Consider the following 26,434-nt stretch of genomic DNA (forward strand, 5'->3'; position numbering starts at 1 on the left):
TTCGGTGTGTCTTATTCGATGCCGCGTGCTATGGCGTGACCCGGCTGGTTCGCCGCAGCAGCGCCTGGCTAGCTAGCTGGCGCTTATGCAAACTTATGCAAGCACCGGTGGCGCCCACAGCGTATCGATGCCCGGACACGCGTCTTCATCGATCCAGCGGCGGCGCAGCAGGCAATCCAGCGTGGCGAGACTCGCATCCACGGTCATCGCGCCTTCTTCGATCCAGCGCGCCACTTCGTCGATGCGTGCGAGCCGGTGTTCGCCCACTTCGCCGTCCTGGTTGCGCGGCGCGAAATCGACCGGCAACGCGAGGTCGTAGATAAAAATCTGTTCGGCCTGTGTACCTTCCGGCAACGATTGCAGCACATGCGCGGTGCGGCCGGCCGTGGCGCGCGCGGCGATCTCCTCGGGAATGCCGGCTTCTTCCCAGCACTCCTTGATGATTGTTGCCTCGACGCCGAAGCCCCAGCCGATCCCGCCTGCGACGACATTGTCGAGCATGCCCGGATCCGTGGCCTTGGTGTCGCTGCGGCGCGCGATCCACAATTGCGGGGCGGCCATCCGCGGAGCGCCATCCATATATTCTACGACGCCATTCAAATGCACCGCGTAGGTCATCGTGCCGAAGAAGCGCGACGCCGCACGCTCGATATAGGCGAGCGGCGGTGCATCAAACGCGTTGCGGATCGCGTAAGTCTCGTTGCGCCAGCCGGGAATACGGCCCTCGGCGGCAAGCGCGCCGATCACGGAACCGAGCGCCGCGCTGCGCAGATCGACAGTGTTGAACACAGGCGCAAGCGTGATGCGCGTAGCGTCGATTGCAAACACATCGGGCCAGCGCGTGAGCAACGGCACATCGGTCGAGCGAATCCAGCCGACCTGCTCAGCGTCGATCCAGAAAGGCAGATGCGCGTGTATGTCGAAGTGGCGCGCGGCGGTGATGCAAGGCAAAGTCATTTAAAGCTCCAAACGGGTCTTCCAGTCGCACTCGCTTGATGTCAATCGCGTCAACCGCGCCTATCGCTTCAATCACGCAAGGCGACGCGAATTCCGATTGCGATGAACGTCGCGCCGGCAAGCCGATCGAGCCACACGCCCACACGCGGCCGGCGCTTCAGCCAGCCGCCGATCATCCCCGCGCACACGCCGAACAGCGAAAACACCACCACGGTCTGCAACATGAACAACACGCCGAGTTCGAGCATCTGCACCGTGACGCTTTGCGTGCCGTGCGGCTGCACGAATTGCGGCAGGAACACGACGAAGAACAGGGTTACCTTCGGATTCAGCAGATTGCCCAGTACGCTCTGGCGAAACACCGCCGTCAACGGTTGCGGCGCGCGCTCGTGCGCGGTGGCAAGGCCCTGGCTGCGCAGTGCCTTGATGCCGATCCAGATCAGATAGGCGGCGCCGGCCAGCTTGATCACTTCAAACGCAACCGGCGACGAGCGCAGCAATGCGGCCACGCCGAGCGCGGCCAATGTGGTGTGAAACGTGATGCCGGCCGCAAAGCCGAGCGCGGCGACGAGGCCCGCCGCGCGCCCTTGCGAAATGCCACGCGCGAGCACTTGCAGATTGTCGGGGCCGGGCGCCATCGTGATAGCGATCGAAGTCGCCAGGAACAACAGGAAGTTGGGCATCTTTTCTTACCTTCGTTGGGTGCGGGAAGAAGTTGGCATCCGGCGCTCAATGGCCGTCGAATTCAGTCACCGTATAGAGCGGCAGGCCCGCTTTGCGCAGCAAGGCTGAGCCGCCGAGTTCAGGCAAATCGATAATCGCCGCCCCTTCGATCACCACCGCGCCGAGCCGCTCGAGCAGAATCTTGCCGGCCATCATCGTGCCGCCGGTGGCGATCAGATCGTCGATGATCACGACGCGGTCGCCCGGCTTGCAGGCGTCCTCGTGAATCTCGACGGTCGCGGTGCCGTATTCAAGCTCATAGGATTGCGCAACCCGCTTGTACGGCAGCTTGCCCTGCTTACGGATCGGGATGAAGCCGAGGTTCAGTTCATAAGCCAGAATCGGCCCGATGATGAAGCCGCGCGCGTCCAGCCCGGCAATGTAGTCGAGCTTCGCGTCGATATAGCGCTGGACAAACAGATCGATCAGCACGCGCAGCGACTTCGGCTCCTGCAGAAGCGGCGTGATATCGCGAAACTGCACGCCCGGCAACGGCCAGTCGGACACCGTGCGAATGTGGCTTTTGATGTAGTCGGCCGCATCGAGCGGCGCGCTCGCGAGCGCGTTGGACATGATGTCTCCGAATGGACCACGACAGGTCCGATGAAAGGCTAAATCAGGTGCGGCCGGTCAGGTGCGAACGGCTCAGGCACCGCGGGCAACACCCGCCTGGCGAAACCGCATCGGGCAACGCCACGCCGGCCGTACCCGCTGCTAGGCCGCAGCGGCGCCCGCGCGGCGATGCTTCGAGAGCCGCTCTTCCGCTTCGGCCAACTGCTCGGGCAGTCCCCGCAACACCACGATATCGCTTGCGCGCAGCTTGGTGGACGGGTCCGGCTCGACGCCGCGAATGCCGTGCCGTCGAATGGCCGTCACTTCGACACCCAGCTCGAACAGGCCCAATTCCGCCAGCGTGCGGCCCACCGCGTCCGAGTTTTCGTCGACCGGCACCGATTGTAGCCGCACCTGTTCGTGGCCGTCGTCGTCTTCCACGTCGTCCGCGCCGTGGAAATAGCCGCGCAGCAGTGCGTAGCGCTCGTCGCGCATTTCCTCGACCCGCCGCACCACGCGCCGCATCGGCACGCCCATCAGCACCAGCGTGTGCGAGGCCAGCATCAGACTGCCCTCGACGATTTCCGGAATCACTTCGGTCGCACCGGCGGCCAGCAGCTTTTCCAGATCGGCGTCGTCGACGGTACGAACGATCACCGGCAGCGTCGGCTCAAGCTCATGAATATTGTGTAGCACGCGTAATGCCGACGGCGTGTTCGCATAGGTAATCGCAATCGCCGCCGCGCGATGGATACCGGCGGCAAGCAGCGATTCGCGCCGCCCCGCATCGCCGAACACCACGGACTCACCCGCCGCCGCCGCGGCCTGCACGCGATCGGGGTCCAGGTCCAACGCGACATAAGACAGACCTTCATGCTCCAGCATGCGCGCCAGATTCTGCCCGGCCCGGCCATAACCGCAAATGATCACGTGGCCGCTTTGCTTCAGGCTCTGCGTCGCAATGCGCGTCATCTGCAAGGACTGCATCATCCATTCAGTCGACGACAGCCGCAGCACGATCCGATCCGCGTTCTGGATCAGGAACGGCGCGGCCAGCATGGACAGCAGCATCGCCGCGAGAATCGCCTGCAACAGGGTGGCGTCGACGAGATGCTTGTCGAGAATCAGATTCAGCAGCACGAAGCCGAACTCGCCGGCTTGCGCGAGGCCGATACCGGTGCGCATGGCGACACCCGGCGACGCACCGAACAGGCGCGAGAGCCCGGTCACCATCACCGCCTTCAGCAGGATCGGGCCAATCAGGAAGCCGAGCACGATGAACGGATGCTCCCAGATCACGCGCGGATTCAGCAGCATGCCGGTCGTGACGAAGAAGAGGCCCAGCAGCACGTCGCGAAACGGTTTGATGTCCTCTTCCACCTGATGGCGGTATGGCGTTTCGGCGATCAACATGCCGGCGATGAACGCGCCGAGCGCGAGCGACAAGCCAAACTTGTCTGTGATGAACGCCGCGCCGAGCGTCACCAGCAACAGGTTGAGAATGAACAGTTCCTGCGAGCGGCGCCGCGCCACCACGTTGAACCAGCGCGTCATGAAGCGCTGCCCCACTATTAACAATAGCGCCAACGCCACGACGATCTTGATGGCCGCTACCCCGAGCGAGCTGACGAGATCTTTCGAATCGCCGCCCAGCGCCGCGATAACGATCAATAGCGGCACCACAGCCAAATCCTGGAACAGCAGTACACCGAAGATGTTGCGGCCGTGCTCGGTTTCGATCTCGAGCCGCTCGGCCAGCATCTTGCTGACGATCGCCGTCGACGACATCGCCAACGCGCCGCCCAGCGCCACGCTAGCCTGCCATGTGATGTGCACCCAGCGCTCCAGCACGAAACCGAGCGTAACCGCCACGGCAATCGTGCCAATCACTTGCAACAGGCCGAGGCCGAACACGAGCCGGCGCATCGAACGCAATTTGGAAAGCGAAAACTCCAGTCCGATCGAAAACATCAGGAACACGACGCCGAACTCGGCCAGGTTCTGCGCGCCTACCGAATCAGGAATCAAACCGAACGCGTGCGGCCCGACGACGATGCCGACCGTCAGATAGCCGAGCATCGGTGGAAGATTCAGAAAGCGAAAAGTCACCACTCCGGCCACTGATGCCAGCAGCAGGAACAGCGTCATTTCGAGGGGGGAAATCATCGGCTAAAACGCATTGGTAAAGCGTCCTCGTTCGTCAGCGGAACCGCGCACGCAAAACGCCGTGCGGCAAGGTTGAGGGGCCGGTAAAGGCAGCAATAAGAACAGCGGCTTGGCACAGCAGGCCCGGCGCGGCGAACAAGCGCCTTTGCTATACTCCGCGAATGATAGCGAAAATCAATGGCGACCGGGCACTCGCGCTCGCTCGCGACGTGCTCGACATCGAAGCGGACGCCGTGCGCGCGCTTCGCGATCAACTCGACGATGGTTTCGTCGGGGCGGTCGACTTCATCCTGGGTTGCCGTGGACGCGTCGTCGTTTCCGGCATCGGCAAATCCGGCCACGTGGCCCGCAAGCTCGCGGCCACGCTCGCCAGCACCGGCACACCCGCATTCTTCGTTCATCCGGCGGAAGCCAGTCATGGCGACCTCGGCATGGTCACGGCAGACGACGTGTTCCTCGCGCTGTCCAATTCCGGTGAAACTGAAGAACTCGTGGCGATCCTGCCGCTCATCAAGCGGCTCGGTGCGAAGCTGATTGCGATGACGGGCCGCCCGTCGTCGAGTCTCGCACAACTGGCCGACGTGCATCTGAATTCCGGCGTGTCAAAAGAAGCCTGTCCGATGAATCTTGCGCCGACCGCCAGCACCACCGCCGCGCTCGCGCTCGGCGATGCGCTCGCGGTTGCGGTGCTGGACGCGCGCGGCTTCGGCCGCGACGACTTTGCCCGCTCGCATCCGGGCGGCGCACTCGGCCGGCGCCTGCTCACGTATGTGCGCGACGTGATGCGCACTGGCGATCAGGTGCCGAAGGTGACGCCTGACGCAACCGTGCGCGATGCGTTGTTCCAGTTGACCGCCAAGCGCATGGGCATGACGGCGATCGTCGATCACGACGAGCGCGTGGCCGGCATTTTCACGGACGGCGACCTGCGCCGCGTACTCGAACGCGACGGCGATTTCCGCGAACTGTCGATTGCCTCGGTGATGACCGCAGGCCCGCGCACCATCGGTCCGGACCAACTTGCTGTCGAAGCCGTGGAACTGATGGAGCGCCACCGCATCAATCAGATGCTGGTCGTCGACGAAGCAGGCAAGCTGATCGGCGCACTCAACATGCACGACCTGTTCTCGAAGAAGGTGATCTGATGGCTGTCGCTCCCCTTACCGCCACTGAACGCGCAAGCCGCGTCAAGCTGATGATTTTCGACGTCGACGGCGTACTGACCGACGGCGGCCTGCTGTTTACGGCGGAAGGCGACACGATGAAGGCGTTCAACTCGATGGACGGCCACGGCATGAAGCTGCTGCGCCAGGCCGGCATCGAAACGGCGATCATCACCGGGCGCAAGTCGGGCATCGTCGCGGCGCGGGTCAAGGAAATGAACATCACCCACGTCTATCAGGGCGTGCAAGACAAACCCCAGGCGTTCGCCGACCTGCTCAAGCAAACCGGCATGAGCGCGGAAGAATGCGGCTATATGGGCGACGACTGGGTCGACCTCGGCGTGATGCTGAAGGTCGGCTTCGCGGCGGCGCCGGCCAATTCGCATCCTGAAGTGATTGCGCGCGCCCACTGGGTCAGCGAGGCGCGCGGCGGCCACGGCGCGGCGCGTGAAGTCTGCGATACCCTGCTGCGCGCGCAGCACAAGTATGAGGCGCTGCTCGCGGCGGCCTGCAGCGGCGAGCAGCGGGGCCTCGTCGGATGAATCAGTTTCGCTGGACTTCATTGATTCCGCTGGTCGCGATGGCGGCGCTCGCCGGTGTCACGTGGTGGCTGCTGCAAGCCACGTTGCCACGGCAGAACGAAGACGTGGTGCGCCCCAAGGAGCACACGCCCGACTACTTCGCGGACAACTTCTCGGTTTCCGAACTCGATCAATCGGGCTCGACGCAATACCGTCTGACCGCCCAGTCGCTAATCCACTACGAAGACGACGAACTGAGCGACCTGGTCAAGCCGGCCATGCGCGCCTTCCAGCCCGGCAAGCCGATCGTCACCGCCACCGGCGACACCGGCAAGGTGAACGGCGACGCCTCGATCGTCGATCTGTACGACAACGCGCGCATTCTGCGGGCCGCCGGCAATGGCGATCCGCAGATGCAGGCAGATTCGCAGCATTTTAGGGTGCTGGTCAACGACGATGTGATCGAGACCGAAAAGCCGGTTAAACTTCAGCGCGGCATGTCTGTGATGACTGCCAGCGGCATGAACTACAACAACGTCACCCGGGTGATGCAGCTGTTCGGCAATGTGAAGGGCGCGATTGCCGCGTCCGAAGGCTCCGTCAGCTCGCCCAAGCAACCCGGGTAATCCATTCCAGGCGTGACTGCATGAACGAATCGTTCCCCCGTTTTGATACCGGCCGCTCGCGCACCCTGTCCGCGTGCCGCGCCGGACTCGCTGCGCTGATTGTCGCGTTGCCGCTCGCCGGCTTCGCGCCGCTGGCGCACGCCGATCGCGCCGACAAGGACAAGCCGCTGAACGTCGAAGCGGACAACATGACTTACGACGACCTCAAACAGGTCAACATCTTCACCGGCCATGTGGTCGCCACCAAAGGCACGATCGTGATCAAGGCCGATCGGGTCGAAGTGACGCAAGACCCGCAGGGTTATCAGTACGCCACCGGCACGTCGAGCGGCGGCAATCTGTCGTATTTCCGCCAGAAGCGCGAAGGCCTCGATGAATACATCGAAGGCACGGCCATTCGGATCGACTACGACGGCAAGCAGGATCTGACCACGCTCACCACCAACGCCACCGTCAAGCGCCTGCAAGGCCTTTCCACGGTGATGGACCAGGTGCACGGCAGCGTCATCACGTATGACGGCCAGAACGACTTCTACACCGCGAAGGCAGGCAAGGACGTCGCCGGCCCGGGCAATCCGACCGGCCGCGTGCGCGCAATGCTGGCGCCGCGCAATGGCGGCGCTGCGCCGCTGAACGGCGCGTCGGCCACGCTCGCGCCGTCCACCACGATCCAGGGAGCACCGAACCAGTGAGCTCCTCCGCGTCCCTCCCCAATCGCAAACCGGCCGGCACCAGCAGTTCACTGGTGGTCCGCAACCTGAAGAAGCGCTACGGCTCGCGCACGGTCGTCAAAGACGTCTCGCTCGACGTGAAAAGCGGCGAAGTGGTCGGCCTGCTCGGCCCCAACGGCGCCGGCAAGACCACCTCGTTCTATATGATCGTCGGCCTCGTGCCGCTCGATGCAGGTGAAATCGACCTGGACGGCAAGTCGATCAGCTTGCTGCCGATTCACAAGCGCGCGTCATTGGGCTTGTCGTATCTGCCGCAGGAAGCATCCGTGTTCCGCAAGCTCAGCGTCGAGGAAAACATTCGCGCGGTGCTGGAATTGCAGGTCGAAGACAACGGCAAGCGGCTCAGCAAAGACACCATCACGAGCCGCACCGAAGCCCTGCTCGACGAACTGCAGATCGCTCATCTGCGTGAAAATCCGGCGCTGTCGCTGTCGGGCGGCGAGCGGCGCCGGGTTGAAATTGCACGTGCGCTGGCCACCAATCCGAGCTTTATTCTGCTCGACGAACCGTTCGCGGGCGTCGATCCGATCGCGGTGCTGGAAATCCAGAAGATCGTCAAATTTTTGAAGCAGCGCAATATCGGCGTGTTAATCACCGACCACAACGTGCGCGAAACCCTCGGCATCTGTGATCACGCCTACATCATCAGCGACGGCAGCGTGCTGGCCGCCGGCGCGCCGAGCGACATCATCGAAAACGAAAGCGTGCGGCGCGTCTATCTGGGCGAGCACTTCCGCATGTAAGTGCACAAAGGATAGCCGGCGGGGCGAGCGCGCATCCGCCGGACCCTTTGCGGCATCCGCACATCGACATTTTTGAGCTGGGCCGTTCTGCGCCCAGCGCCGCCGGAAAACGGGCGCACGCGTAATTGCGGGTGTCGCAATGTATCGCGGTCGTGGCAAACTCTCTACAATGAATCTCAACTTGCCATGAAAGCCAGCCTCCAACTCCGCCTATCGCAGCATCTTGCGCTGACGCCGCAACTGCAGCAGTCCATCCGGCTGCTTCAGCTGTCCACGCTCGAATTGCAGCAGGAAGTCGCAATGGCGATCTCGCAGAATCCGCTCCTCGAGAATGAGGACGACTGGATCGCGAGCCCCCTGCGCGTGGCGGCCGACGGCTCGCTGATCGCCCAGGCGCCCAACTCCTCCGCACCGCCCGACCAGATGGGCGGCAATACGTCGTCTTCGTCCACCAGCAGCAGCGAGCGCGCCGAAAATGGCGAGCCGCAGGGTGTCGACGAGTACAACGGCCTTTCGGGCGACAGCAACGGCGACGCGTCGCAATGGGATCTCGGCGACTACGGCCGCTCCGGCAATGCCTCAGACGACGACGATCTGCCGCCGTTGCAAATCCACGAATCGAGCACCTCGCTACGCGATCACCTGATGGCGCAACTTCGCGTCACGCAGGCGAGCCAGCGCGACCGCGCGCTGATCACCTTCCTGATCGAATCACTCGACGACGACGGCTATCTCGCCGCCACGCTCGAGGAAGTGCTGAGCGACCTGCCCGAAGAACTCGAGGTCGATCTCGACGAAATGAACGCCGCGCTTGCGCTGCTGCATAGCTTCGACCCGGCAGGGGTTGGTGCGCGCTCCGCGTCGGAATGTCTCAAGCTGCAATTGCTGCGGCTCGAACACTCGTCTACGCGCACGCTTGCGCTCGACATCGTCGCCCATCATCTGGAACTGCTCGCGGCGCGCGATTTCACGCGCCTGCGCAAGCACCTGAAGGCGAACGACGACGATCTACGCGACGCGCACGTGTTGATCCGCTCGCTCGAACCGTTTCCGGGCGCTGCTTACGGCAAGGCGGAAGCAGACTATGTCGTGCCGGACATCATGGTGCGTAAAACGGCACAGGGCTGGCAGGCGGAACTGAATCCGGAGGTGGTGCCGAAGCTGCGCATCAACCATCTGTACGCGAATATTCTGCGCAATAACCGCGGCGATCCGGGCAGCGGATCGTTGCGCCAGCAACTTCAGGAAGCACGCTGGCTGATCAAGAATATCCAGCAGCGTTTCGAAACGATCCTCCGGGTCGCGCAAGCCATTGTCGAGCGTCAAAAGAGCTTTTTTGTGCATGGCGAAATTGCCATGCGCCCCTTGGTTTTGCGAGAAATTGCTGATACGCTGGGCCTACACGAGTCAACTGTCTCCCGTGTGACAACCGGTAAATACATGCTGACCCCATTCGGGACGCTTGAATTTAAGTACTTCTTCGGATCACACGTTTCGACTGACACGGGCGGCGCGGCCTCTTCAACGGCGATTCGCGCGCTCATCAAGCAACTGATAGGAGCGGAAAACCCGAAATCTCCTCTTTCAGACAGCCGCATAGCCGAACTGCTGGCGGAACAGGGCTTCGTGGTCGCACGGCGTACCGTTGCGAAGTATCGCGAAGCGCTCAAGATTCCGGCAGTTAACCTGCGCAAGTCTCTGTAGCCCGCCGCCTCCCGCGACGGGCATTTACCGGCCGCTCCGCAGTTGGCGGACAGGCCGGCCGATGCGACCTGCCAGAAGTCAGTCACCGGGGGGCGACTCAGGCAAGCCGACAGATCGACCGGACCTTCGTCATCGTGCGGAACAAGCGGCCTCTAGCTTGGAGAAGCACTATGAATCTGCAGATCAGTGGACACCACCTCGAAGTAACGCCTGCGTTGCGCGAATACGTGATCACCAAACTGGATAGGGTGCTAAGACATTTTGATCAGGTCATCGACGGCAGTGTGGTCCTCTCGGTCGACAACCATAAGGAAAAGGAAAAGCGTCAAAAGGTTGAAATCAACCTGCATCTGAAGGGCAAAGATATCTTTGTCGAGAGCTGTGACAGCGATCTCTACGCTGCGATCGATCTGATGATCGACAAGCTCGACCGGCAGGTGATACGCCACAAGGATCGGCTGCAGGGCCATCAGCACGATGCGATCAAGTACCAGCCGGCACCGATACTGGACGTGCCGCCGCAATAAGGAAGATTAGAAGGCTTCGTTACTTTCCTTCGTTTTCCTCTCTTGCCTGTACCAGCCAAACCGCCCGAAACCGGGCGGTTTTTCGTTTCGGGCCACCTTTTTCTCGCAACGGCACGGACCGGATCAATCCTGCGAATAAACCCATGATGCATGGATGGCGCGCCGCACCATCCATGGCTACCCTGTTCTATAATGTTCCGGTTACCATCGGGGTCAAAGTTAGCTCAAACGGAAATCGGTCGGCCGGCGTCCTGCGCTTTCGGACTCCAACGCACGTCGCCGTGAGCATCAAACGAATGGAACATCACTCAAACGCCCCAGTGAGGAGAACCCAGGCCACGTTTTCGCCTGTCAACATGAATCGTTTAGCCAAATTTCTTCCCCTCGAGAACGTCGTCGTCGGACTATCGGTCACCAGCAAGAAGCGCGTGTTCGAGCAAGCGGGCCTGATCTTCGAGAACCAGAACGGCATCGCCCGTAGCACGGTCACTGACAATCTGTTCGCGCGCGAGCGCCTCGGATCGACAGGGCTTGGTGAAGGCGTCGCGATTCCGCACGGCCGGATCAAAGGCTTGAAGCAGCCGCTCGCCGCATTCGTCCGTCTTGCCGAACCCATCCCCTTCGAATCGCCCGACGGTCAGCCGGTCTCGCTGCTGATCTTCCTGCTCGTGCCCGAGCAGGCCACCCAGCAGCACCTCGAAATTCTTTCGGAAATCGCTCAGTTGCTGTCCGATCGCGAAGCCCGCGAGCGCCTGCACACGGAAGAAGACCGCGAATCGTTGCATCGCCTGCTCACTCAGTGGCAACCTTGATGCAGCGGCGGTTATCCGCACGTCGCTTATTCACCCGGTTTCCCGTCAGCGTGCGGGTACAGCCAGGCAAGGTACGCGGCCCGCGTTAGCGCGGCCGCCTCTTCCCCAAGCAAGCGGTCCACACGGGAGTCACTGACTCATGGATACGTCCAGCATCAACGCCCAAAGCATTTTCGACGACAACGCCGCCACGCTGAAGCTGAGCTGGCTGACGGGGCATGAAGGCTGGGAGCGCGGCTTTTCTTCGGAATCGGTCGCCAATGCCACCTCGAGCGCCGACCTGGTCGGCCACTTGAACCTGATCCACCCGAACCGGATTCAAGTGCTCGGCGACGCCGAAATTGACTACTACAAGCGCCAAACCGACGAGGACCGCTCGCGCCACATGGCCGAACTGATCGCGTTGGAGCCGCCGTTTCTGGTGGTGGCCGGCGGCGTCGCCGCTCCGCCGGAACTGGTGCTGCGCTGCACGCGCTCGTCCACGCCGCTCTTCACCACGCCGATGTCCGCCGCCGCGGTGATCGACAGCCTGCGCCTCTACATGTCGCGCATTCTCGCGCCGCGCGCCACGCTGCACGGCGTGTTTCTCGACATTCTCGGCATGGGCGTGCTGCTCACCGGCGATTCCGGTCTCGGCAAGAGCGAACTCGGGCTGGAACTGATCAGCCGCGGCCACGGCCTCGTTGCCGACGACGCGGTGGATTTCGTGCGCCTCGGGCCGGATTTTGTCGAAGGGCGCTGCCCGCCGCTGCTGCAAAACCTGCTCGAAGTGCGCGGTCTCGGCCTGCTCGACATCAAGACGATCTTCGGTGAAACCGCGGTGCGCCGCAAAATGAAGCTGAAACTGATCGTGCAACTGGTGCGCCGTCCCGACGGCGAATTTCAGCGCCTGCCGCTGGAAAGCCAAACCGTCGACGTGCTCGGCTTGCCGATCAGCAAAGTCACGATTCAGGTGGCGGCCGGCCGCAACCTCGCGGTTCTGGTCGAAGCAGCCGTGCGCAATACGATCCTGCAACTACGCGGCATCGATACGCTGCGTGACTTCATGGATCGTCAGCGCCTCGCCATGCAGGACCCGGACAGCCAGTTTCCCGGCAAATTGATCTGAATCCGCACCCCGCGGCACCCGTGCGGCACCGTGCAACGCCCGCAGCCAACGGCAGGCTGCGGCGGCCCGCGCACGGGGACCAGATGCTATGATGAACTGTACGGATTTCACGACTCCATGCGCATAATCCTGATCACCGGTATTTCCGGCTCCGGCAAATCAGTTGCCCTGAACGCGCTTGAAGACGCAGGCTATTACTGTGTCGACAATCTGCCGCCGCGTTTTTTGCCGCAACTCGCCAACTATCTCGCCGACGACGGCCAGGAACGCCTCGCGGTCTCCATCGACGCGCGTTCGAGCGCCTCGCTCGACGAAATGCCCGCGATGATCCGCGACCTGTCGCGCGCCCACGACGTGCGCGTACTTTTCCTGAACGCAAGCACGCAGTCGCTGATTCAACGCTTCTCCGAAACGCGCCGCCGCCATCCGCTGTCCGGTTCCACCGCGCACGACGCGGACGTCGGCTTGTTGACATCGCTCGCCGAAGCGATCGAACGCGAACGCGAACTCGTGGCGGGCCTCGCCGAATTCGGCCATCAGATCGACACCAGCAATCTGCGCGCGAACGTGCTGCGTGCGTGGGTCAAACGCTTCATCGAGCAGGAAGATGCCGGGCTCGTGCTGATGTTCGAGTCTTTCGGCTTCAAACGCGGCGTGCCGCTCGACGCCGATTATGTTTTCGATGTACGCACGCTGCCGAACCCGTACTACGATCATGAATTGCGGCCGCTCACCGGTCTCGACAAACCGGTGCGGGATTTTCTCGACGCGCTGCCGGTCGTGCATGAAATGATCGACGACATCGAAAAGTTTCTTGCCAAATGGCTGCCGCATTTCCGTGACGACAACCGCAGTTATCTGACGGTCGCGATCGGTTGCACGGGCGGCCAGCACCGCTCGGTATTCATTGCAGAGACGCTCGCCGCGCGTCTCGCAACGTCGGCGAATGTCATTGTGCGGCACCGCGATGCACCGGTTCACGCCGACGCATCATCGAAGTTAGTGGCTTAACCGGCCGCATCGCGCGGCCTCAACTCGAAGCGTTGCGCCATGTCTTCTTCTACTGTGCTTGCCGATGTGCCGCTGTTTCCGCTGCATACGGTGCTGTTTCCCGACGGACTGCTGCCGCTGAAAATCTTCGAAGCGCGCTACCTCGATATGGCGCGCGACTGTCTGCGTGACAAAACGCCGTTCGGCGTATGTCTGCTGAAAAGCGGCGCCGAGGTGGCGCGCGCCGAAGAGCCTTCGGTGCCCGAAGCAATTGGCTGTCTCGCCGAAATCGAAGAGTGCGATGTCGAGGCCTTCGGCATGCTGCTGATTCGGGCACGCGGCACGCGGCGGTTCCGCCTGCTGTCGCATCGCGTGGAAAGCAGCGGCTTGCTGGTCGGCATGGCGGAACCGATCGGAGAAGACATACCGCTCGAAGGCAATGAGCAACTGGCCAAATTCGGCGCGTGCGCGGAAGTGCTTGAACGGATTATCGCCACCATCCGCGAACGTGATCCGGACAGTTTGCCGTTCGCGGAGCCGTTCAGGCTGGAAGATCCGTCATGGGTGTCGAACCGTCTCGCCGAGGTGTTGCCGATCGCCCTTCGTGCAAGGCAAAAACTGATGGAATTGCAGGACGCCGGCGCGCGAATCGATGTGGTTCATCACTATATGCAGCAGCACCAGTTGCTTTAATGTGACGTGCTTTTTTGTTGCACCCGGCTAGAGCAGCGAGCCCTGCAAACTATCCAGTAGTTTGCGCACCGGCGCGGGTACACCGAACGAATCGAGATCGCTTAACGCGACCCATGCGGTGTCTGCGTCGCCAAGCATGGCCAATGCGCCCACACCGCGATCCAGTTCAGCGAGCCGCGGTTCGATATCCAGCTTGAAATGCGTGAAGACGTGCGTCAGCGGCGCGAGCGGCGAGACCGCGCCGTCGCTGCCGAAGGCACGCGCACGCTCGGCGAGCGCGGTTTCGTCGGCGGCTTCGGGCAGGCTCCACAAGCCGCCCCAGATGCCGGAAGGCGGCCGCTTTTCCAGCATCACGGCGTTACCGTCGCGCAGCACCAGCATCCACGTGCGGCGCGTCGGCACAGCTTTCTTCGGACGCGCCGTCGGCAGTTCACGCTGACGTCCGGTCACGTTGGCCACGCAGTCGGTGGCGAACGGGCAGCGCAGGCAGTCCGGCTTGCCGCGCACGCACAACGTTGCGCCGAGGTCCATCAAGCCTTGCGTGTATGCGCTGACCTCGTCGTCCGATGCGTTGGACGGCAGCAGCGATTCGGCCAGCGTCCACATCGCGTTCTCAACTTTCTTTTCTCCCGGAAAACCTTCGACGCCGAACACCCGCGCCAACACACGCTTGACGTTGCCGTCGAGAATCGTGGCGCGCGCGCCGAACGCGAAAGAGGCAATCGCCGCTGCCGTCGAGCGGCCGATGCCCGGCAGTTCGGCGAGCTCGTCGGCCGACGCCGGAAACGCGCCGCCATGCTGCTCGACAACCACCTGCGCGCAGCGATGCAGATTGCGGGCGCGCGAGTAATAGCCGAGGCCGGCCCACAACGCCATCACATCGTCTGCCGGCGCGGCGGCGAGCGAGGCCACATCCGGACAACGCGCCAGAAACTTGGCGTAGTACGGAATCACCGTGGATACCTGGGTCTGCTGCAGCATGATTTCCGACAGCCAGATGCGATACGGATCGCGCGTGTTCTGCCAGGGCAGGTCATGACGGCCATGCTGGCGCTGCCACGCAATCAGCCGCGCGGAAAAATCAGACATGACCGGGAAAGCAGGCGCTGCGGACGAGGCGGAAGGACTTAAACGAGATGGCATCGAAAATTTAGCGCTGACAAGTGGGACAGAAGTACGTAGAACGCTGCCCCTGCACGATCTGTTTGATCGGCGTTCCACACACGCGGCACGGCAGCCCCGCGCGATCATAGACGAAATAGTCGAGCTGGAAATAACCGCTTTCGCCATCGCTGCCGACGAAATCGCGCAGCGTGCTCCCGCCCTTCTCGATTGCTGCTGCGAGCGTGACGCGCACCGCGTCGGCCAGCAGATCGTAGCGCACGAGCGAGACACGGCCCGCCGCGGTGGTGGGCCGGATACCGGCGCGAAAGAGACTTTCGGACGCGTAGATATTGCCCACGCCGACCACAATTTCCCCCGCCAGCAGCGCCTGCTTCACCGACACCTTGCGTCCACGCGTGAGTCGATGCATCAACGCGCCGGAGAATGCCGGCGAAAACGGCTCGACACCGAGGCCCGCGAGCAGCGGATGCTCGAGCACGTCGCCGGCTTCGCGCGGATGCCACAGCACCGCGCCGAAGCGCCGCGGGTCGCGATAGCGCAAAATGAACTCGTCGAAAATCCAGTCGATGTGATCGTGTTTCGCCGCAGCCGGCGGACGCGGCACATGGCGCAGCACACGCAGCGTCCCCGTCATGCCCAGATGCACAATGAACCAGCCTGCGTCGATTTCGAACAGCAGATACTTGCCCCGCCGTTCGACCTTGCGCACGACGCTGCCACGCAAGGTTTTCGCAAGGTCCGCCGGAATCGGCCAACGCAGCGCGGGCGTACGCACATCGACGCGTTCAACCTTGCGCCCGGACACATACGGTTCGATTCCCCTTCGGGTAACCTCAACTTCTGGCAACTCTGGCATGTCTAACTGGTCTGCAACTTGCGTGAGTGGTTGTGCGCTTATTGTAGCGAGCGCGTTACAATCGTCCGAAACATTGAACGGATTTCCATGAACTTGTCCTTCGTGAAGCTGTTTTCGAAGCGCCCGGCTAGCGCATCCCGCGTGCCGCACGCCGTGTCCGCTCGCCGCATGCTCGGTGCCGCCGCGCTCGCCGTCTGGGCGCTGGCTGCCGTGCCCGCGCACGCGCAGGACCCGTCGCCAGACTCGGATGACACGTCGGTCACCCTGCCGGACCCGCTCGGCCCGGCGACGGCAGAAGACCAGAAATCCCTGCCGGGCGTGCCGCTGTCCAGCCAGATCGTATTTCAGGTGCTCGCCGCTGAAGTCGCCTTGCAGCGCGATCAGCCGGCGCCTGCCTATCAGACCTACCTCGCGCTCGCGCGCGACACGCACGATCCGCGCATGGCGCAACGCGCCACGGAAATCGCGCTGGCTGCGCAAAGCCCGTCGGACGCGCTGGCCGCCGCGCAATTGTGGCAGCAGTATGCGCCGAATTCCGAACGCGCCGCGCAACTCGACGCGTCGCTGCTCGTGCTGTCCGGCAAACCTGACGACGCCGCGCCGATCCTCGCCCGCGAACTCGAGAAAGTACCTGCCGACAATCGCGGCAGCGCGATTCTGGCGCTGCAGTTGCTGCTCTCGCGCGGTCCGAACCGGATCGGCGGTTTGCATGTGCTGCAGGACTTGCTGAAGAACGACCTGAACCGGCCGGAAGCGCAACTGGCTATCGCACGCCAGCAACTCGTGTCGGACGACGCGCCAGGCGCGCGCAAGTCGCTCGAGCAGGCGCTCACGCTCAAGCCAGATTTTTTGCCGGCCGCGCTGATGCTGTCGCAAATGGGCCCGGAGGAGCGCAAGGAAGGTATCGCGTCGCTCGAAAAATACGTGCAGCAGAATCCGAAATCGCATGACGCGCGTCTCGCGCTCGCGCAGATGTATCTCGCGAGCGACCGTCTGGACGACGCGCAGAAGCAGTTCGAGATCATGCACAAGAACAACGCGACTGACCTCACGCCACTGATGGCGCTCGCGCTGATCAAGATTCAGCAGAAGAATTTCACCGACGCGCAGACCTACCTGACCCAGTACGCGCAGCAAGCCGAAAAAACGCCGGGCGCCGATCCGGGCCAAGCGTATATCTATCTTGCGCAACTGTCGCTCGAACAGAAGAACGAGGCGGCGGCGAGCGACTGGCTGAACAAGGTCACGCCCTCGAGCCAGCAATTCATGCCGGCGCAGATCACGCGGGCGCAATTGCTTGCCAAGCAAGGCAAGACCGAAGACGCACGCAAGCTGCTGGCCGGCCTGCAGGCACCCGATCCGCGCGACCAGGCGCTGGTCGCACGCACCGACGCGGCCATTCTGTTCGATGCGAAGCGCTACCCGGAAGCGGAAACACGCCTGCAGCAGGCAACGGCAGCCTTCCCCGACGATCCCGATCTCGCCTACGACTACGCCATGTCCGCCGAAAAGACCGGCCACTACGATGTCATGGAAGCGCAACTGCGCAAGCTGATCCAGACACAGCCGGACAATCCGCAGGCTTACAACGCGCTTGGCTATTCGCTGGCCGATCGTAATCAGCGCCTGCCGGAAGCGGACAAGCTGGTCGAGAAGGCCTCGTCGCTGGCGCCGAACGACGCATTCATCATGGACAGCGTCGGCTGGGTCAAGTACCGGATGGGCGATACGTCAGATGCCATCAAGCTGCTGCGCAAAGCCTATGACCTCCAGCCGAATGCCGAAATCGGCGCGCACCTCGGTGAAGTGTTGTGGAAAACCGGCGCGCAGGATCAGGCTCGCGCCGCTTTCCGCGACGCGCGCAAGCTCGAACCGGACAACGACACACTGGTCAAAACGCTGCAACGTCTTCAGGTAAACGATCTTTGATGCGTCTTTCCCGCTTGATTTTTTCTCCCCGGGCGCCTCGCGGTGCGGCGCTCGGGTTCGTAGCGGCAGCGGTTGTCGCATTGGCCGGTTGCGCATCGGTCAAGCCGCAAGGGCCGTCCACGTCGAATGCGGCAACGTCCGTCACGGCACAGACTTCGCGTGCTTATCAAGGCCGTTTCGCGATCCAGTACAACGATCAGAACGGCCAGCAGCGCAATGCCTATGGCAATTTCACCTGGCAGGAAACGGGTGACACGGTCACCCTGCAATTGCGCAATCCGCTCGGCCAGACGCTCGCCATCGTGACTTCGTCGCCGGCCTCGGCCACGCTCGAACTGCCGAACCGCCAACCGCTCACCGCCGACAATGTCTCCACGCTGATGCAGAACGCGCTCGGTTTCGCGCTGCCTGTCGAAGGGTTGCGCTATTGGCTGCAGCCTTCGCCGGCGCCGACTTCGCGCGCCAGGACCGAGAACGATCCGGAGCAGCCTTCGCACCTCAAGCAGATTACGCAGGACGGCTGGACGATCGATTACCTGGCGTATGCCGACGCGCCGGCCACTGGCGTCAAGCGCCTGAATCTGAGCCGCTCGGAACCGCCGCTCGACATCAAGCTCGTGCTGGATCAATAGTTCGGCAGCCGTGCCTGTTCGAGCATCTCTTGCCGCTTCTTCGGCGCCGCTATGGCGCATGTAGCCCTGACTCATGATTGAAACGACCGATTCGCTGCGCGATTGCCTCGCACCAGCGAAACTCAACCTCTTCCTGCACATCACCGGCCGCCGGCCGGATGGCTATCACACGTTGCAAACCGTCTTCCAGTTGCTCGACTGGGGCGACATCCTGCACTTCAAGCGGCGCGATGACGGCCTCGTCACGCGCAGCACCGAAATCGCCGACGTGCCGCCGGAACACGACCTCACCGTGCGAGCAGCCATGCTTCTGAAAGCGCATACGGGCTCGCCCGAGGGTGTGGATATCGAAATCGACAAGCGCCTGCCGATGGGCGCGGGCCTCGGCGGCGGCAGCTCCGATGCGGCCACCACGCTGCTCGCGCTGAACCGTCTCTGGAAACTCGATTTGCCGCGACTGGAGTTGCAGGCGCTGGCGTTGAAACTCGGTGCGGACGTGCCATTTTTTGTTTTTGGGAAAAATGCGTTTGCACAGGGTGTCGGAGAAGCTTTAGACGTTGTACAATTGCCGCCGCGCCATTTCCTGGTGGTGACACCGAGGGTTCACGTTCCAACTGCAGCGATTTTTTCCGAAAAAGCGTTGACAAGAGATTCGAAACCCCTCATAATTACGGACTTTCCTGCAGAACTTAGCTGCAACACTGATTGGCCAGAAAGTTTTGGCCGCAATGACATGCAGCCGGTTGTAGTGGGAAAATACGCGGAAGTAGCGCAAGTGTTGCGATGGTTTGAAAACATTGCACCAGCGCGGATGTCTGGATCAGGTGCAAGTGTATTTGCAGCGTTCCGTAGCAAAGCTGAAGCAGAAGCGGCGCAAGCCAAGCTGCCGGGCGAATGGAACAGCGCAGTAACTGCAAGTCTCGATCAGCATCCACTCTTTGCTTTCGCGTCATAAGTTTTGCTTCGTCGAACGTTCCCTCGTTCGGTGCTGCTAAAAGTTAGTGTAGGGGAGTCGCCAAGTTGGTTAAGGCACCGGATTTTGATTCCGGCATTCGAAGGTTCGACTCCTTCCTCCCCTGCCAAAAGTTCTCGCATTTCCCTCGCCCCCAGCCTGAAGTAGGTGCACGATGAGCAGCCATGACGGCCTGATGGTTTTTACTGGCAACGCAAATCCCGCGCTTGCACAGGAAGTCGTCAAAATCCTCGGTATTCCCCTCGGCAAAGCAATGGTTAGCCGTTTCTCGGACGGTGAAATCCAGGTCGAGATTCAGGAAAACGTGCGTGGCAAGGATGTCTTCGTCCTGCAGTCCACCTGCGCGCCGGCGAACGACAATCTGATGGAACTGATGATCATGGTCGATGCGCTCAAGCGCGCATCCGCTGGCCGGATCACCGCAGCCATCCCCTACTTCGGCTATGCCCGTCAGGATCGACGCCCGCGTTCGGCGCGCGTCGCCATCTCGGCGAAGATCGTGGCGAACATGCTGGAAATCGCCGGCGTCGAGCGGATCATTACGATGGATCTGCACGCCGACCAGATTCAAGGCTTCTTCGACATCCCGGTCGACAATATCTACGCTACGCCCGTGCTGCTCGGCGATCTGCGCAAGCAGAACTACGAGAACCTGCTGGTCGTTTCGCCGGACGTCGGCGGCGTGGTGCGCGCCCGTGCATTGGCCAAGCAGCTGAATTGCGATCTCGCGATCATCGACAAACGCCGCCCGAAGGCGAACGTTGCCGAAGTGATGAACATCATCGGTGAAGTCGAAGGCCGCACCTGCGTGATCATGGACGACATGGTCGACACCGCAGGCACGCTCTGCAAGGCAGCTCAGGTTTTGAAGGAACGCGGTGCGAAGCAGGTGTTCGCTTACGCCACCCACCCGGTTCTGTCGGGCGGTGCAGGCGAGCGTATCGCAGCTTCGGCACTCGACGAACTCGTTGTCACCGACACGATCCCGCTCGGCGATGAAGCCCGCTCGTGCGCCAAGATCCGTTCGCTGACCAGCGCCGGCCTGCTCGCCGAAACGTTCTCGCGGATTCGCCGCGGCGATTCGGTGATGTCGCTGTTCGCTGAAAGTTAAGTATTTGCGAAGGCGCAGCGTGCATGGCAGTACCGCACGCTGCACTTTTGCACAATTGGCATGAACGAACGAAGGTTCGTGCCATCGCTCTGGGGCCTCAGCCGTAATGGCTTGGAGGCCCCGTTTTTACTGCCTGGTCGCGGGCAGTGCATTGGAGATTCAACATGAAAGTAGTCGCTTTCGAGCGTTCTTTGCAAGGTACGGGTGCGAGCCGCCGCCTGCGTATCTCGGGTAAGACCCCGGGCATCGTATATGGCGCTGGTGCTGAAACGCAATTGGTCGAACTGGACCACAACGCACTTTGGCACGCGCTGAAGAAAGAAGTTTTCCATTCGTCGATCCTCGAACTGGAAGTGGCCGGCAAGTCGCAACAGGTTCTGCTGCGCGACGTGCAATACCACCCGTTCCGTCAGCTCGTGCTGCACGTGGACTTCCAACGTGTCGACGCGAAGAAGAAGCTGCACACCAAGGTGCCGCTGCACTTCATGAACCAGGAAACCAACCCGGCGGTTAAGCTGTCGGGCGCGGTGATCTCGCACGTCATCAACGAAATCGAAATCGAGTGCCTGCCGTCGGCACTGCCGGAATTCCTCGAAGTCGACCTGGTGAAGATCGAAGCAGGCCAATCGCTGCACGCTAAGGACATCGTCCTGCCGGCAGGCGTGGCACTGGTTGCTCACGTTGAAGCAGAAAACCCGGTCGTCGCATTGGCAACGATCCCGGCTGGCGCAATCGCTGAAGGCGACGCCGCTGCTGCTGCAGGCGAAGGCGAAAAGCCGGCTGCTTAAGCTGCATTGAGCGAGCAATCCTCTCGATCCGTTTCAATGAAACGGTCGATGTGACCCGCCGAGGTTCGCCCCGGCGGGTTTTTTTTCGGTTTTTTTCGGCTCGGCCGCGTTCGACGCCGAGGCCAGATGGACCTACGCAATCATGATCAAGCTGATCGTCGGGCTCGGCAATCCGGGCGCTGAATACACCACGACGCGCCACAATGCCGGCTTCTGGCTGGTCGATCAACTGGCGCGCGAAGCAGGCACAACGCTGCGCGACGAGCGGCGCTTCCACGGTTTCTATGCGAAGGCCCGGCTTCACGGCGAAGAAGTGCATTTGCTGCAACCGCAGACTTATATGAACCGTTCGGGGCAGTCGGTCGTGGCGGTTGCGCAATTCTTCAAGATTCTTCCAGACGAAATTCTGGTCGCGCACGACGAACTCGATATGCCGCCCGGCAGCGTCAAGCTGAAGCTGGGCGGCGGTAGCGGCGGCCATAACGGGCTGAAGGACATCACCGCGCATCTGTCGTCCCAACAGTACTGGCGGCTGCGGATCGGCATCGGTCATCCGCGCGACCTGATTCCCGAAAGCGCGCGAGCCGGCGCCAAGCCGGACGTCGCCAATTACGTGCTGAAGCCGCCGCGGCGGGAGGAGCAGGACGTAATCGATGCGTCGATCGAACGCGCGCTGGCGGTAATGCCGCAGATCATCCAAGGCGAGCTTGAACGGGCAACGATGCAACTGCATCGCAATAATCCCTGAGCGCGCGTATCGCCGTATCGCCCGTATCGCCCGTATCGCCATCGACAGGAGAATCGCTTGAGCCGCTACTGGAGTGACATCGTTCACCATCTGACGCCGTATGTGCCCGGCGAACAGCCCGTGGTTGCGCATCCGGTCAAGCTGAACACCAACGAGAATCCCTATCCGCCGTCGCCGCGCGTGCTTGAAGCGATTCGGCGGGAACTGGGCGAAGCGGGCGAGTCGCTGCGGCGCTATCCCGATCCAACGGCGCGCAAGTTACGCGAAACGGTAGCCGCATACCACGGCATTCGCCCGGAGCAGGTGTTCGCGGGAAACGGTTCGGACGAAGTGCTCGCCCTGACCTTTCAGGCATTGCTGAAGCACGACCAACCGTTGCTGTTTCCGGATATCACGTACAGCTTCTACCCGACCTACGCGCGGCTCTTTGAAGTCGACTATCGGACCATCGCGCTCGACGACAGCTTCGCCATCCATGTCGACGACTACACAGCGCCTAACGGCGGCGTACTGTTCCCGAACCCGAACGCGCCGACTGGCCGGCCACTTCCGCTCGCCGATATCGAACGCCTGGTGGCAAGAAACACCGGATCGGTCGTGGTAATCGATGAGGCCTATGTCGATTTCGGCGCCGAATCGGCCATCGCACTGATCGACCGCTATCCCAACCTGCTGGTGATTCAAACGGTATCGAAGTCGCGTTCGCTGGCGGGCATGCGTGTCGGCTTCGCGTTCGGCAATCCGGAACTGATCGACGCACTGAACCGCGTGAAGGACAGCTTCAACTCGTATCCCCTCGACCGCCTGGCGCAAGTCGCGGCCATCGCGGCGTACGAGGACGATGCGTGGTTCCGCGACAATTGCGCCAAGGTCATTGCGAGCCGTGAGCGCCTGGCCGCGGGCTTGACGGCGTTGGGCTTCGAGGTGGTGCCGTCGGCAGCGAATCTGCTGTTCGCGCGCCACGAAGGCTACGACGCCGCGACGCTCGTGGCACGGCTACGGGAAAAGGAAATTTTCGTGCGCCACTTCAAGGCAGCGCGAATCGACCAGCATCTGCGAATCTCGGTCGGTACCGACGCCGAATGCGACATTCTGCTGGCTACGCTGCACGACATTTTCAGCACTTACATCGGGTAGCGCCCGGGATACCCTCGCGCGTGACACACAGCGGTGCAGCTGCAAAAAAAACGGCGAAGCAACCGCCTCGCCGTTCATCACCATTCAAACTCTCACGCGCCCTTCGCAGCCTGTAGCGCGTGGTACTTCGCCATCAGACCTTCAGCCGTCTCCAGATGCTCGGGGTCGCGTGGAATACACTCGACTGGGCACACCTGAATGCACTGCGGCTCGTCGAAATGGCCGACACACTCGGTGCATTTCTTCGGGTCGATCACGTAGATTTCCGGGCCCATCGAAATCGCGTCGTTCGGGCACTCGGGCTCGCACACGTCGCAATTGATGCACTCGTCGGTAATCATCAAGGCCATACTTCACTCACTTCGCGCCGGCCGAAGCCGACTTTGATCCGTCGATCCGACAGTTTACGCCGGTTACGGTTGTCCCGCCGAAGCGCCGTTATTCGAATCCAGCGCGGCAACCTTCTCCTTCAGCCGTTTTTCGACGGAGGGGAATACGAACTTGCTGACGTCGCCGCCCAATTGCGCGATTTCACGCACGATGGTGCCCGAAATGAACTGGTATTGATCAGACGGCGTCATGAACATGGTTTCGACGTCCGGCAGCAGATAGCGATTCATGCCGGCCATCTGGAACTCATATTCGAAATCCGATACGGCGCGCAGGCCACGCACGATCACCCGCGCGTTATTGTTGCGAACAAAGTCCTTCAATAGCCCTTTGAAGCTCATCACCTGAACGTTCGGGTAGTGCCCGAGCACTTCATGCGCGATGTCGAGTCGCTCTTCCAGCGAGAAGAACGGCTTCTTGTTGCGGCTATCGGCAACGCCCACCACCAGCGTATCGAAAATGCTCGATGCGCGTCGAACGAGGTCTTCGTGACCGCGCGTCAGCGGGTCGAACGTGCCCGGGTACACGGCGACTACCATGAGACTTCTCCTCTCTTCAGACAAATGGGCACGTCAAAGCGTCCACGCGACGCATTTGGCACCGACCGCATGCGTGACGGTAACCGTCCGCTGCTTGTTTTGGAACGCGCATTATTCCTTATTTTGGCGCTGCAGCAAATGAAAGTGGACAGCGCCCGCTTTGCCTTGCCGCACGATTTCCCAACCGGCGAGCGTCTCGTTTCCTTCGAGCTCGAGCGCGTCGCCCGCTTCCACATACAGAAAACCTTCCGGGCTCAGCAACGGCACGGCCAGCGTGAGCGCCTTGCCGAGCAGATCGCCGTCGAACGGCGGATCGAGAAAAACCACATCGAACGATCCGGGGGCGAGGCTCGCCGCGAGGCGCAAGCCGTCGGCCTCCGCGATCTCGATCGTACGCGCCGCCAGGCGTTCCTGATTCGCGCGCAGTTGGCTGGCGGCCCGCGCATTGCGCTCGACCATCAGCACCCGCGCCGCGCCGCGCGAGGCGGCCTCGAAGCCGAGTGCGCCGCTACCGGCGAACAGATCGAGGCAGCGCAGGCCGTCCAGCCGCTGGCCAAGCCAGTTGAACAGGGTTTCACGCACACGGTCGGGCGTGGGACGCAGGCCGTCGAGGTCGAGCACGGGCAGCGGCGTGCGCTTCCAGTCGCCGCCGATGATACGGATGGCGTGCGGCTTGCCGCCTTTAGACGAAGCGCCATGGGCGCGTGAAGGAGCAGAACGGGGCATGCAGTTTCGATTACGTGATAGGGGTGCCCGCGACGCCGAGGCGAGCGGACTGGAGCGCCAACGTTACCACAGGGGCGCATGGCGTCCAGCCTGGCCGTTCGGCCAATACGACGGGCGGCGGCGCGCCTGATAAAATGTGCGGCTTCCAGCGCCTTGCATCCCGCATCGCAACGCTGCCTGCCGCTCCCACGGGCCTGTCCCGGCTGCGCGCATCGGCGCGCGCTCTCACCACGCCAGATCATGTTCAGCTTTTTCAAACGATTCAAGGGTTCGAAAGAGTCCGATAACGCGCCAGAAGAATCGCAGACGGCGCCGGAAGCCGAGGCGCCCGAACCCGCCGTAGAGGCGCCGGCAACGCCCGTCGCGCCGTCCGCGCCGCGCCCGGCGGCTCCTCCGGCTCACGTCGTCGACACGCAACCGCCTGCCGCAGCCTCCAAAAACGAGTCCGAAGTCCCCGCGCTCGAAACCGTCGAAATCGTCCCGCCCCCGCAGCAGGACGCGAGCGCCAAGCGCTCCTGGCTCACGCGCCTGAAGACCGGTCTCTCGAAAACGAGTTCGAGTCTGACCGGCATTTTCGTCGGCACGAAGATCGACGAGGATCTGTACGAAGAACTCGAAACCGCACTGCTGATGTCGGATGCGGGCGTCGAAGCCACCGAATTCCTGCTCGAATCGTTGCGCGAGAAAGTCCGCGCCGAGCGCCTCACCGATCCTCAGCAGGTGAAAACGGCACTGCGCACGCTGCTAATCGACCTGCTCAAGCCACTGGAAAAATCGCTGATGCTCGGCCGCGCACAACCGCTGGTCATGATGATCGCGGGCGTCAACGGTGCGGGCAAGACCACCAGCATCGGCAAGCTCGCCAAACATCTGCAAAGCTTCGAGCAGTCGGTGCTGCTGGCTGCGGGCGACACCTTCCGCGCCGCCGCGCGCGAACAACTCGCCATCTGGGGCCAGCGCAACAACGTGACCGTGGTGTCGCAGGAAAGCGGCGACCCGGCTGCTGTGATTTTCGACGCGGTGGGCGCCGCGCGTGCGCGCAAGATCGACGTCATGATGGCGGACACGGCCGGCCGTCTGCCGACCCAGCTGCATCTGATGGAAGAACTGCGCAAGGTGAAGCGCGTGATCGGCAAGGCGCAAGACGGCGCGCCGCATGAAGTATTGCTGGTGATCGACGCGAACACCGGCCAGAACGCCCTCGCGCAAGTGAAGGCCTTCGACGACGCACTCGGCCTCACCGGCCTGATCGTCACCAAACTCGACGGCACGGCGAAGGGCGGCATCCTGGCTGCGATTGCGCGGCAGCGTCCGATTCCGGTGTACTTCATCGGTGTCGGCGAAAAGGTGGAAGACTTGCAACCGTTCAGCGCGGAAGAGTTTTCGGACGCGTTGCTGGGCGGTTGAACCCGGCACGCTTCTTCGCCGAACCAGCAAAAAGGGCACTCATTCCGAGCGCCCTTT

Annotated in this window: 28 protein-coding genes and 1 tRNA gene; 20 read left to right on the top strand and 9 right to left on the bottom strand. The window is 62.2% G+C overall.

Translation table 11 applies throughout. The features are described from left to right. Nucleotides 1-93: 93 nt before the first annotated feature. From PQQ95_RS04310 to PQQ95_RS04325, 4 genes are all read right to left on the bottom strand, one after another. Nucleotides 94-957 carry an NUDIX hydrolase gene (locus tag PQQ95_RS04310; RefSeq protein ID WP_408435199.1) on the bottom strand — a complete coding sequence of 288 codons (864 nt, stop codon included), beginning with the start codon at nt 955-957 and terminating at the stop codon, nt 94-96. A gap of 68 nt (nt 958-1,025) precedes the next feature. Continuing rightward, entirely contained in the window at nt 1,026-1,640 is a 615-nt protein-coding gene (locus tag PQQ95_RS04315; RefSeq protein WP_200563921.1) for a LysE family translocator, read from the bottom strand. Nucleotides 1,641-1,686: 46 nt separating this feature from the next. After that, nucleotides 1,687-2,253 (bottom strand): adenine phosphoribosyltransferase, encoded by a 567-nt coding sequence (locus PQQ95_RS04320; RefSeq protein WP_408435201.1) that lies wholly within the window; start codon nt 2,251-2,253, stop codon nt 1,687-1,689. A gap of 141 nt (nt 2,254-2,394) precedes the next feature. After that, nucleotides 2,395-4,398, bottom strand: a complete 2,004-nt coding sequence (locus PQQ95_RS04325; RefSeq protein ID WP_408435203.1) for a monovalent cation:proton antiporter family protein — start codon at nt 4,396-4,398, stop codon at nt 2,395-2,397. 161 nt (nt 4,399-4,559) lie between these two features. On the opposite strand from PQQ95_RS04325, the gene kdsD reads away from it, so the two are divergent. The 11 genes from kdsD (at nt 4,560) to PQQ95_RS04380 (ending at nt 14,016) form a co-directional block, all read left to right on the top strand. Continuing rightward, nucleotides 4,560-5,543, top strand: coding sequence for an arabinose 5-phosphate isomerase KdsD (gene kdsD / locus PQQ95_RS04330; protein WP_408435205.1), 984 nt, complete (start codon nt 4,560-4,562; stop codon nt 5,541-5,543). Further along, a complete protein-coding gene (locus PQQ95_RS04335; RefSeq protein ID WP_408435207.1) occupies nt 5,543-6,103 on the top strand; it encodes a KdsC family phosphatase in 561 nt (186 codons plus the stop codon). Before kdsD ends, PQQ95_RS04335 begins: the two co-directional genes overlap by 1 nt. Continuing rightward, nucleotides 6,100-6,708, top strand: a complete 609-nt coding sequence (lptC, locus tag PQQ95_RS04340; RefSeq protein WP_408435209.1) for an LPS export ABC transporter periplasmic protein LptC — start codon at nt 6,100-6,102, stop codon at nt 6,706-6,708. The genes PQQ95_RS04335 and lptC overlap by 4 nt, the downstream gene beginning before the upstream one ends. A gap of 20 nt (nt 6,709-6,728) precedes the next feature. Further along, on the top strand, nt 6,729-7,400 hold the full coding sequence (gene lptA, locus PQQ95_RS04345; protein ID WP_211608707.1) for a lipopolysaccharide transport periplasmic protein LptA: 672 nt from the start codon (nt 6,729-6,731) through the stop codon (nt 7,398-7,400). Beyond that, nucleotides 7,397-8,182 carry an LPS export ABC transporter ATP-binding protein gene (gene lptB / locus PQQ95_RS04350; protein ID WP_408294863.1) on the top strand — a complete coding sequence of 262 codons (786 nt, stop codon included), beginning with the start codon at nt 7,397-7,399 and terminating at the stop codon, nt 8,180-8,182. Before lptA ends, lptB begins: the two co-directional genes overlap by 4 nt. Nucleotides 8,183-8,368: 186 nt before the next feature. Continuing rightward, the gene (locus PQQ95_RS04355; protein WP_408435211.1) at nt 8,369-9,886 is read left to right on the top strand and encodes an RNA polymerase factor sigma-54; all 1,518 of its coding nucleotides are present in this window, start codon (nt 8,369-8,371) and stop codon (nt 9,884-9,886) included. A 170-nt stretch (nt 9,887-10,056) separates the two neighbouring features. Then, nucleotides 10,057-10,413, top strand: a complete 357-nt coding sequence (hpf, locus tag PQQ95_RS04360; RefSeq protein ID WP_054035819.1) for a ribosome hibernation-promoting factor, HPF/YfiA family — start codon at nt 10,057-10,059, stop codon at nt 10,411-10,413. Nucleotides 10,414-10,709: 296 nt separating this feature from the next. Beyond that, nucleotides 10,710-11,225 carry a PTS sugar transporter subunit IIA gene (locus PQQ95_RS04365; RefSeq protein WP_408435346.1) on the top strand — a complete coding sequence of 172 codons (516 nt, stop codon included), beginning with the start codon at nt 10,710-10,712 and terminating at the stop codon, nt 11,223-11,225. A 139-nt stretch (nt 11,226-11,364) separates the two neighbouring features. Then, entirely contained in the window at nt 11,365-12,333 is a 969-nt protein-coding gene (gene hprK / locus PQQ95_RS04370; protein ID WP_007179412.1) for an HPr(Ser) kinase/phosphatase, read from the top strand. 117 nt (nt 12,334-12,450) lie between these two features. Next, complete coding sequence (gene rapZ / locus PQQ95_RS04375; RefSeq protein WP_408435213.1) at nt 12,451-13,344, top strand: RNase adapter RapZ; 894 nt, start codon at nt 12,451-12,453, stop codon at nt 13,342-13,344. 39 nt (nt 13,345-13,383) lie between these two features. Then, the gene (locus PQQ95_RS04380; RefSeq protein ID WP_408435214.1) at nt 13,384-14,016 is read left to right on the top strand and encodes an LON peptidase substrate-binding domain-containing protein; all 633 of its coding nucleotides are present in this window, start codon (nt 13,384-13,386) and stop codon (nt 14,014-14,016) included. Nucleotides 14,017-14,043: 27 nt separating this feature from the next. Here PQQ95_RS04380 and mutY read toward each other — a convergent pair whose 3' ends face one another. Continuing rightward, on the bottom strand, nt 14,044-15,159 hold the full coding sequence (gene mutY, locus PQQ95_RS04385; RefSeq protein WP_408435216.1) for an A/G-specific adenine glycosylase: 1,116 nt from the start codon (nt 15,157-15,159) through the stop codon (nt 14,044-14,046). A gap of 7 nt (nt 15,160-15,166) precedes the next feature. Further along, nucleotides 15,167-15,997, bottom strand: coding sequence for a bifunctional DNA-formamidopyrimidine glycosylase/DNA-(apurinic or apyrimidinic site) lyase (gene mutM, locus PQQ95_RS04390; RefSeq protein ID WP_097391234.1), 831 nt, complete (start codon nt 15,995-15,997; stop codon nt 15,167-15,169). A gap of 87 nt (nt 15,998-16,084) precedes the next feature. Here mutM and PQQ95_RS04395 point away from each other — a divergent pair, with 87 nt between their 5' ends. The 8 genes from PQQ95_RS04395 to hisC all read left to right on the top strand — a co-directional run bounded on the left by PQQ95_RS04395 (nt 16,085) and on the right by hisC (nt 23,315). Next, the gene (locus PQQ95_RS04395) at nt 16,085-17,926 is read left to right on the top strand and encodes a tetratricopeptide repeat protein (protein WP_408435218.1); all 1,842 of its coding nucleotides are present in this window, start codon (nt 16,085-16,087) and stop codon (nt 17,924-17,926) included. After that, nucleotides 17,926-18,558 carry a lipoprotein insertase outer membrane protein LolB gene (gene lolB, locus PQQ95_RS04400; RefSeq protein ID WP_408435219.1) on the top strand — a complete coding sequence of 211 codons (633 nt, stop codon included), beginning with the start codon at nt 17,926-17,928 and terminating at the stop codon, nt 18,556-18,558. The genes PQQ95_RS04395 and lolB overlap by 1 nt, the downstream gene beginning before the upstream one ends. Nucleotides 18,559-18,631: 73 nt before the next feature. After that, nucleotides 18,632-19,513: a 4-(cytidine 5'-diphospho)-2-C-methyl-D-erythritol kinase gene (gene ispE, locus PQQ95_RS04405; protein ID WP_408435221.1), complete on the top strand. Its 882-nt coding sequence runs from the start codon at nt 18,632-18,634 to the stop codon at nt 19,511-19,513. Nucleotides 19,514-19,563: 50 nt separating this feature from the next. After that, nucleotides 19,564-19,640, top strand: a tRNA-Gln gene (locus tag PQQ95_RS04410). 45 nt (nt 19,641-19,685) lie between these two features. Continuing rightward, on the top strand, nt 19,686-20,642 hold the full coding sequence (locus PQQ95_RS04415) for a ribose-phosphate pyrophosphokinase (protein WP_025597839.1): 957 nt from the start codon (nt 19,686-19,688) through the stop codon (nt 20,640-20,642). Nucleotides 20,643-20,806: 164 nt separating this feature from the next. Further along, nucleotides 20,807-21,430 (top strand): 50S ribosomal protein L25/general stress protein Ctc, encoded by a 624-nt coding sequence (locus PQQ95_RS04420; protein WP_408435222.1) that lies wholly within the window; start codon nt 20,807-20,809, stop codon nt 21,428-21,430. 142 nt (nt 21,431-21,572) lie between these two features. Continuing rightward, nucleotides 21,573-22,178, top strand: a complete 606-nt coding sequence (gene pth / locus PQQ95_RS04425; RefSeq protein WP_408435223.1) for an aminoacyl-tRNA hydrolase — start codon at nt 21,573-21,575, stop codon at nt 22,176-22,178. A 57-nt stretch (nt 22,179-22,235) separates the two neighbouring features. Next, the gene (gene hisC / locus PQQ95_RS04430) at nt 22,236-23,315 is read left to right on the top strand and encodes a histidinol-phosphate transaminase (RefSeq protein ID WP_408435225.1); all 1,080 of its coding nucleotides are present in this window, start codon (nt 22,236-22,238) and stop codon (nt 23,313-23,315) included. Nucleotides 23,316-23,407: 92 nt separating this feature from the next. On the opposite strand, the gene PQQ95_RS04435 is transcribed toward hisC, so the two are convergent. The 3 genes from PQQ95_RS04435 to rsmD all read right to left on the bottom strand — a co-directional run bounded on the left by PQQ95_RS04435 (nt 23,408) and on the right by rsmD (nt 24,970). Continuing rightward, on the bottom strand, nt 23,408-23,665 hold the full coding sequence (locus PQQ95_RS04435) for a YfhL family 4Fe-4S dicluster ferredoxin (protein ID WP_054035799.1): 258 nt from the start codon (nt 23,663-23,665) through the stop codon (nt 23,408-23,410). Between the two features lie 63 nt (nt 23,666-23,728). Continuing rightward, nucleotides 23,729-24,244 carry a pantetheine-phosphate adenylyltransferase gene (gene coaD / locus PQQ95_RS04440; RefSeq protein ID WP_408435227.1) on the bottom strand — a complete coding sequence of 172 codons (516 nt, stop codon included), beginning with the start codon at nt 24,242-24,244 and terminating at the stop codon, nt 23,729-23,731. Nucleotides 24,245-24,355: 111 nt separating this feature from the next. After that, nucleotides 24,356-24,970 carry a 16S rRNA (guanine(966)-N(2))-methyltransferase RsmD gene (gene rsmD / locus PQQ95_RS04445; protein ID WP_408435229.1) on the bottom strand — a complete coding sequence of 205 codons (615 nt, stop codon included), beginning with the start codon at nt 24,968-24,970 and terminating at the stop codon, nt 24,356-24,358. A 240-nt stretch (nt 24,971-25,210) separates the two neighbouring features. Here rsmD and ftsY point away from each other — a divergent pair, with 240 nt between their 5' ends. Beyond that, nucleotides 25,211-26,377, top strand: coding sequence for a signal recognition particle-docking protein FtsY (gene ftsY / locus PQQ95_RS04450; protein WP_408435231.1), 1,167 nt, complete (start codon nt 25,211-25,213; stop codon nt 26,375-26,377). Nucleotides 26,378-26,434: the final 57 nt, after the last annotated feature.

It is taken from the genome of Paraburkholderia caffeinilytica (assembly GCF_046030355.1).
Lineage (GTDB): Bacteria > Pseudomonadota > Gammaproteobacteria > Burkholderiales > Burkholderiaceae > Paraburkholderia > Paraburkholderia caffeinilytica_B.